Consider the following 7,248-nt stretch of genomic DNA (forward strand, 5'->3'; position numbering starts at 1 on the left):
TTCTCGGGTGACCGAACCCACCGTTGCCGTGCTCGCCGGCGGCCTGTCCCACGAGCGCGACGTATCCCTGCGCTCCGGCCGCAGGCTGTCCGCCGCCCTGCGCGGCGAAGGGCTGACCGTGGAGGAGTGGGACACCGACGCCGGCCTGCTAGACCGCTTGCGCGAGCAGCGCCCGGACGCGGCCGTGGTGGCACTGCACGGCGGCGAGGGGGAGAACGGCTCGGTGCAGACCGTGCTGGAGATGCTGCACGTGCCGTACGTGGGTACGAACTCGCACGGCTGCCGCCGCGCCTGGGACAAGCCGACCGCCAAGACGCTGGTCGCCGAGGCGGACTTCACCACCCCGGACTGGGTGGCGTTGCCCCACAGCACCTTCCGCGAACTGGGCGCACAGGCCGTGCTGAACGCCATGGTGGAGCGGCTCGGCCTGCCGTTGATCCTCAAGCCCGACCAGGGTGGCTCCGCGCTGGGCGCGCAGGTGGTCCGGGATGCCGCCGACCTGCCCGCGGCCATGGTCGGCTGCTTCGCCTACGGCGAGACCGTACTGGCGGAACGTTTCGTCGACGGGGTGGAAGTAGCCGTTACGGTCGTGGAGCGCGCGGACGAACCCGAACCGCTGCCCGCCGTGGAGATCGTGCCGGAAAGCGGGGTCTACGACTACACCGCCCGGTACACCGCGGGGCTCACCGACTTCTTCGCCCCGGCACGGCTGTCGGCGGACGCGGCCAAGGCGGTCGGCGAACTCGCGGTGGCCGCGCACCGCCTGCTCGGGCTGCGGGACATTTCCCGGAGCGACGCCGTGGTGATGGCGGACGGCACTATCCAGTTCCTGGAAGTCAACCCTTCGCCAGGACTGACCGAGACCTCCACCGTGCCGATGGCGGTGGAGGCAGCCGGAACCACCCTCGGCGCGGTGTTCGCCGACCTGGTCGCGCGGGCCATCCGCCGTGGCGGCTGACCCGCACTTCCCGTTCACTCGCACTCACCCGAGGTAACCGTCACCGTGACGAAACACCCTCGGGTCATCCTTCATCGGAATAACGTGTCCGTTTTGCCTGATTTGGGTCCATAAGCGCCACGATGCGCTCGAGGTCGTCCACCGAGGCGAACTCGACCACGATCCGGCCCTTTCGGCGGCCGAGGTCCACCTTCACCCGGGTGTCGAAGGCATCGGAGAGTCGCTCCGCGAGGTCCTGTAGGCCGGGTGCCTCCATCGGCTTGCGCGCGGGCGCCTTCTGTTTGGCCGGCTTCTCACTCTTGTTGAGGGTGACCGCCTCCTCGGTCGCCCGTACCGAGAGGCCCTCCGACACGATGCGGGCGGCCAGCTCCTCCTGACCGCCGGGGTCCTCCATGGACAGCAGGGCACGGGCGTGCCCCGCGGAAAGCACGCCGGCCGCCACCCGCCGCTGCACCGGCAGCGGCAGTCGCAGCAGCCGGATCGTGTTGGTGATGACCGGCCGGCTCCGGCCGATCCGCGCCGCGAGCTCCTCGTGGGTCACCTCGAACTCATCCAGCAGCTGCTGATACGCGGCCGCCTCCTCGAGAGGGTTCAGCTGCACCCGGTGAATGTTCTCCAGCAGCGCGTCCCGCAGCATCGCCTCGTCCGCGGTCTGCCGGACGATGGCGGGGATCTGCTCCAGCTCCGCCTGCTGGGCCGCGCGCAGCCTGCGCTCACCCATCACCAGCTCGTACTCGTCGTCCGGCAGTTGCCGGACGACGATGGGCTGCATCAGGCCGAACTCACGGATGGAATGCTCGAGTTCCGCCAGCGCCTCCTCATCGAAGACCTGGCGGGGCTGCTTCGGGTTCGGCTTGATCGACCCGACCGGCACTTCCTTGTACACCGCCCCGGCGACCTCCCCTCCGGTAGCGGGGGCGGGGGAGGCGCCGTTCGTGGCCGCTTCCTCGCCGTCCTCGATCCGTACCGGTACTTCGACGGTCTCGCCGTCGGTGGCCGCGGGGCCGGTGGGAATGAGCGCCGCCAGGCCTCGCCCGAGGCCGCCCCTTCGCTCGGTCATTGGCCGTCCTTTCGTGCACCACGCTCGGCGAGCTCGCGAGCCGCGTCGAGGTAACACATGGCACCCCGGGAACCGGGGTCGTAAGCGAGGACCGTCTGGCCGTAGCCCGGCGCCTCGGAGACCTTCACACTGCGCGGGATGATCGTCTTCAGCACGACCTCGCCGAAGTGGTTCCGTACTTCCTGGGTGACCTGATCGGCCAGCTTGGTCCGGCCGTCGTACATCGTCAGCAGGATGGTGGACACGGTCAGCTCGCGATTCAGGTGCTGCTGGACGAGGTCGATATTGCTGAGCAGCTGCCCGAGCCCTTCCAGCGCGTAGTACTCGCACTGGATCGGGATCAGCACCTCATGCGCCGCCACCATCGCGTTGACCGTCAGCAGCCCGAGGGAGGGCGGGCAGTCGATGAAGACGTAGTCGACGTCCAGCTCCGCGAGCGCCTCCTCGGACAGCGCCTCCTTGAGCCGGGCCTCCCGGGAACCCATCGACACCAGCTCGATTTCCGCGCCGGCGAGGTCGATGGTGGCCGGCACGCAGAGGAGGTTGGGGGACTGCTCGCTCATCGCGGCGGCCTCGACCACGGACACCTCACCGAGCAAGGTCTCGTAGACGGAAGGCGTACCAGAACGATGGTCCACGTTGAGCGCCGTACTGGCATTGCCCTGTGGGTCGAGGTCGATGACGAGTGTCTTCAGCCCGGACAGCGCGAGCCCGGCGGCGAGATTGACCGCCGTGGTGGTCTTACCGACGCCGCCCTTCTGGTTGGCGACCGTCATGATCCGGCGCCGGGCCGGGCGGGGCAGCTGATGCTTCTCCGGATGCAACACCCGGGCGGCCCGGTGCGCTTCCTCTTCGATCGGCGTCCAGGCCAGCTCGTGGCCCGCACCCGGGGCTTCGGGTCGAGGGGATGGGGGGTTCACCGGGCGCCACGCCTCCCTGTGGTCGACTGGTCAGTGATACTCGAAGCGCGCTGTTTCACGTGGAACATGAGCGTTACTCCGTACTCGGGTGGGCTCGGGCATTCTTTCATCTCGACAGTCACGCACTGCGCTACTACCTCCTCCGGCGACCGGACGCGGTGCGTGTCGAGGCACGTCGCTCGATGAGCGCCACGATGGTCGCCGGCTCCAGCAGCCCCTGGCCGCACTCGACAACCTGCGGCGTGCTGCCGCCCGCACGCTGAATCTCCACGCGGTCCCGATCCACCTCCTCCGCGACACTCGCGCCTTTCATCGCGAGTAATGTGCCGCCGGCCCGAACGAGGGGGAGGCACCAACCGGCGAGGCGCCCCAGCGGCGCCACCGCTCGCGCGGTCACCACTTCGGCGCTACCGATTCGCTCCCGCACCGCGCGTTCCTCCGCGCGGCCGCGCTCGATCGCAAGGGGAAGTTCGAGCGTCTGGGCCACTTCGGTCAACCAGTCGACGCGCCGGGCCATCGGCTCGAGGAGCACCATATCGAGGTCCGGGCGAGCGATGGCGAGTGGCACACCCGGGAGGCCGGCCCCGGAGCCGACATCGACCACCCGCGCACCTTCCGGGATGCGTTCGCCGATCACCGCGGAGTTGAGCACATGGCGTTCCCACAAACGGTCCGTCTCGCGCGGGCCGATCAGTCCGCGCTCCACCCCATGCCGCCGGAGCAGGTCCACATAGCGCTCGGCCACCGCCGCGTTCGCGCCGAAGACCTCCCCGGCAATGGCCGGTGTCCCGGACGCCAGGTCATGGATGCCCACTGAATCACTCCTCGATGGTCGCCCGTTTCACGTGAAACCGGCTCTGTCGATTCTCCCCGAAGCACGACCGCGGGGACTCACGACAGACCGCGAGTGTGGACAAATCCACTTCACCAACGGACACCTCGCGCCGTTTCACGTGAAACGGGGGATGGACGGAACACAAAAAGCGCGGCCCGCCGGTGCCGGCGGGCCGCGCTTGGAGTAGCCGCGTTGGGATCAGGGCTGCGGGAAAACCACCACGCGCCGCTTGGGCTCCTCGCCCTCGCTCTCGCTGTGCACTCCGTCGACCGCCGCGACCGCGTCGTGCACCACCTTCCGCTCGAAGGGGCTCATCGGCTGGAGCCGCACCCGCTCGCCGCTCGACAACACCGACTCCGCGGTCGAACGCCCGAGCTCCTGTAGCTCGCTCCGCCGCCCGGATCGCCATCCGGCGACGTCCAGCATCAGCCTGCTCCGCGAGCCGAGCTCCTGCTGCACCGCCAGCCGGGTCAGCTCCTGCAGTGCCTCCAGCACTTGCCCGCGCGCGCCGACCAGTTTCTCCAGGTCCTCGCCGCCGTCGATGCTGACGACCGCACGGCCGGCCTCCACGTCGAGGTCGATATCCCCGTCGTAGTCCAAGAGGTCCAGCAGGCGCTCCAGGTAGTCGCCCGCGATGTCCCCCTCTCGCACCAGTACGTCCTCGTCCACGCCTGCGGACCGCTCCGACGTCTCGGGCTCCTCGGCGTCGGCGACATCCGCGACCGCCGCCTTACTCTCCTCGGTGCCGATCGCGTCGACCGTCTCCGACATGTTCGTCTCCTCTCAAGCACCCGGCCGCGTCAGCGACGCTTACGCCCCGACTTCTTGTTCGAGCCGCCGACCGTTCCGGACGCTCCAGTGCCGTTGTCATTCGAGCTCTTCTGCTCGGTGTCCTTGTTGCGAGCGGGCGCCTTCTTCGGCTGGGCGGCGGCGGAGCCGCCCTTCGCGCCGCCGTTCTTCGCCCATGCGCCGCCGCGCAGGTTGCTGTTGCCGCCCTTCGCCTGGCCGCCGGACTTCTTGGCCCCGGAACCAGAGGAGCCCTTCGACTGGCTGCCGTTCTCACCGGCCTCCGGCTTCTTCGGCTGTGTCGGCTTCTGCCCGGTCTTGGGCTTCTGGCCCGGCTGCGGCTTCTGCCCCGGCTTGGGCGCCAGCGAGGTGCGCTTCTCTACCGCCTCGACCTTCTTCGCTTCCTCTTCCTTGTCGATGCGCGTGTAGACGATCCGCTGCTGCATGAGCGTCCAGCCGTTGTTGGCGAGCCAGTAGATGAGCAGACCGATCGGGAAGAACGCACCGAAGACCAGCACGCCGACCGGGAAGATGTACAGCGTCAGCTTGTTCATGACCGCGGTCTGCTGGGTCGCCGAGGCCGGGTTCTGCCGCGCCACCGAATGCCGCGCGGTGAGGTGGGTGGCGATGCTGGCCACGATCATCAGCGGAATCGCCACCGGCGCGACATCCCAGTGCCAGCCCGGCTCCATGCTCGCGCTGCCGCCCATCACGTCCATATGCCGGATGGCGTCGCCCAGGTTGACCCCGAACAGCTTCGCGTTGACGTAGGAGTCGTTACCCGCCTCGTCGAAGAAGTAGTTCTCGGTCTTGCCCTCGCCGAAGTTGCGCAGCACCCAGTTCAGACCGATGAAGACCGGGATCTGCAGCAGCATCGGCAGGCAACTGCCGAGCGGGTTGACACCGTGCTCACGCTGGAGCTTCTGCATCTCCTGCGCTTGCCGCTGCCGGTCGTTCGCGTACTTCTTCTGGAGCTTCTTGATCTCCGGTGCGAAGTCCTGCATCTTCTTCATGGACCGCACCTGCTTCACGAACGGCTTGAACATGATGCCGCGAACCGTGAAGGTCAGGAAGACGATGCCGAGCACCCACGAGATGGCGCTGGCTTCCCCGAAGACGAACCCGAAGACCTTGTGCCAGCACCAGAGGATGAACGACACAGGGTAGTAGATGAAGTCGAGCACTGAGCTACTCCTCGGTAGATGTACCAGGTCTCTGGGGGCGGTGCCGGAAGCTGAACGTGTCCGGGACCGGATCGCGCCCTGGCGGCGTCCACGGTCCGCACCGCAACAGCCGGCGCAGCGCCAGATACGACCCCGCGCGGCGCCGTGGCGGGTCAATGCCTCGGCCGCGTACGCGCTGCAGCTGGGGTAGAACCGGCAGCTCGGGGGTAAGAAGGGGGAGATCGCCTTACGGTAGAAGCGGATGGGAAGCAGCAAGACCCACGCCACCGGACTCGGCCGGGCGGGGCCCGATGGTCCCTGGCTTTCGGCCGAGGACTGCCCGGCCATCTGCGCTTCACTCACACCGCTGGTCCGTTGTCGTTGCCGGTGCCGCGGCACCGGGATTCGCTGGGACCGCCGGCGACTGCGCCGACGATCGAGCCGGCAGCAGGCCGAGCCTGCGTAATGCCGCATCGAGATCCGAACCGAGTTCGGCACTGGTTGCGCTGGCCGCGGCGGGCAGGGCCCGCACTACCAACGCACTGTCCTTGGTCAGGGTTCCGAGCCGAGCCGCCACCAGATGCCGCAAGCGGCGGATGACCCGGTGCCGCACCACCGAGTTGCCCACGGCCTTGCTCACCACAAAGCCAGCCTTGGCGTCCTCGCCCGCGAGCGCGTGCAGCACAAGGCGGCGACGCCCGGCTCGGGCGCCGCCGCGCATGACCTTGCGGAATTCCTCACTCCGCCGCAGGCGAGCGTCAGCAGGAAGCACGCCGCGCCCCCGGAGACGGCGGAATCAGGCGGAGAGCCGCGCGCGGCCCTTGCGGCGGCGTGCCGCCATGATCGCGCGGCCCGCGCGGGTCCGCATCCGCAGCCGGAACCCGTGGGTACGCGCGCGCCGGCGGTTGTTCGGCTGGAAGGTGTGCTTGCCCTTGCTCACGGCTGTAGTTCTCCTGCTCTCGGCTCCGGCGCCCGGAAGGTCGGGGCGTGTCGTGCGCACAGCACGGCGGTCCTGTGGTGTCTCCTACCAACGTAGGCTGTGCACTCGTCAGGCTTTGCCGAATATAGGCACGCGAAACGAGGCCGCGGTCGGCGGCAGACCTTACGAGGGTACGCACCCGGCTCGGTGACACCGAAACCGGCCCCTCGGTAGCGCTGCGCTACTGGTCTGGTCCATGATCGAGAGCCACGTACCAGCACCGAATGGCAACCCGCCGTATACCGTGAAACCCTTGCCGGCAACGGTCTCTTGTGGCAAGGCGCGGCGCTTGTTAGCGTGCCTCTTCTCGAGTCACCGAGGTGCTCGCGCCGCCGTGGCAAGGTGGGAGACTCCGGCTGGCGTACCTCGACGCCGGTCGGGTGCCGGCGCCTCCTGTGGGTGCACTGTGCGAGGCGCCGTACATTAGTGCACAGTTGTGGACAACCTTGTGGATACCCCTGCGCGGGTATGCACAGCGGCCTGCTAATGCATCCGGAGGCTGCGGCACGGGCGAGCGTTGAGTGACTTGAGGGGAGGGGAGCAGAAG

At 68.5% G+C, this 7,248-nt stretch carries 8 protein-coding genes and 1 pseudogene; 1 reads left to right on the top strand and 8 read right to left on the bottom strand.

Going from position 1 to position 7,248, the window contains the following annotated elements; all coding sequences use genetic code 11:
• The first annotated feature begins 7 nt into the window (after positions 1-7).
• Positions 8-958, top strand: a complete 951-nt coding sequence (locus KOI47_RS35285; RefSeq protein WP_216212274.1) for a D-alanine--D-alanine ligase family protein — start codon at positions 8-10, stop codon at positions 956-958.
• A 64-nt stretch (positions 959-1,022) separates the two neighbouring features.
• On the opposite strand, the gene KOI47_RS35290 is transcribed toward KOI47_RS35285, so the two are convergent.
• The 8 genes and pseudogenes from KOI47_RS35290 to rpmH form a co-directional block, all read right to left on the bottom strand.
• Positions 1,023-2,018 (bottom strand): ParB/RepB/Spo0J family partition protein, encoded by a 996-nt coding sequence (locus KOI47_RS35290; RefSeq protein WP_216212276.1) that lies wholly within the window; start codon positions 2,016-2,018, stop codon positions 1,023-1,025.
• Positions 2,015-2,938, bottom strand: a complete 924-nt coding sequence (locus KOI47_RS35295; protein ID WP_216212279.1) for a ParA family protein — start codon at positions 2,936-2,938, stop codon at positions 2,015-2,017. The genes KOI47_RS35290 and KOI47_RS35295 overlap by 4 nt, the downstream gene beginning before the upstream one ends.
• Before the next feature lie 133 nt (positions 2,939-3,071).
• On the bottom strand, positions 3,072-3,752 hold the full coding sequence (gene rsmG / locus KOI47_RS35300) for a 16S rRNA (guanine(527)-N(7))-methyltransferase RsmG (RefSeq protein WP_216212282.1): 681 nt from the start codon (positions 3,750-3,752) through the stop codon (positions 3,072-3,074).
• Positions 3,753-3,971: 219 nt separating this feature from the next.
• Positions 3,972-4,544: a Jag family protein gene (locus tag KOI47_RS35305; protein ID WP_216212287.1), complete on the bottom strand. Its 573-nt coding sequence runs from the start codon at positions 4,542-4,544 to the stop codon at positions 3,972-3,974.
• A gap of 29 nt (positions 4,545-4,573) precedes the next feature.
• Positions 4,574-5,743, bottom strand: a complete 1,170-nt coding sequence (gene yidC, locus KOI47_RS35310) for a membrane protein insertase YidC (protein ID WP_216212289.1) — start codon at positions 5,741-5,743, stop codon at positions 4,574-4,576.
• Between the two features lie 4 nt (positions 5,744-5,747).
• Positions 5,748-6,070: pseudogene (gene yidD, locus KOI47_RS35315) on the bottom strand (membrane protein insertion efficiency factor YidD).
• Positions 6,071-6,077: 7 nt separating this feature from the next.
• On the bottom strand, positions 6,078-6,494 hold the full coding sequence (gene rnpA / locus KOI47_RS35320) for a ribonuclease P protein component (RefSeq protein ID WP_216212291.1): 417 nt from the start codon (positions 6,492-6,494) through the stop codon (positions 6,078-6,080).
• A 24-nt stretch (positions 6,495-6,518) separates the two neighbouring features.
• A complete protein-coding gene (gene rpmH, locus KOI47_RS35325) occupies positions 6,519-6,662 on the bottom strand; it encodes a 50S ribosomal protein L34 (protein ID WP_216212294.1) in 144 nt (47 codons plus the stop codon).
• Between the last annotated feature and the right edge of the window lie 586 nt (positions 6,663-7,248).

Origin of the sequence: Amycolatopsis aidingensis, from assembly GCF_018885265.1 — a bacterium.
Taxonomy (GTDB): Bacteria; Actinomycetota; Actinomycetes; order Mycobacteriales; family Pseudonocardiaceae; genus Amycolatopsis; species Amycolatopsis aidingensis.

Bases quoted from the DNA above. Each gene is read 5' to 3' on its own strand.
- KOI47_RS35290 (WP_216212276.1), bottom strand. From the start codon at position 2,018: ATGACCGAGCGAAGGGGCGGCCTCGGGCGAGGCCTGGCGGCGCTCATT.
- KOI47_RS35305 (WP_216212287.1), bottom strand. From the start codon at position 4,544: ATGTCGGAGACGGTCGACGCGATCGGCACCGAGGAGAGTAAGGCGGCG.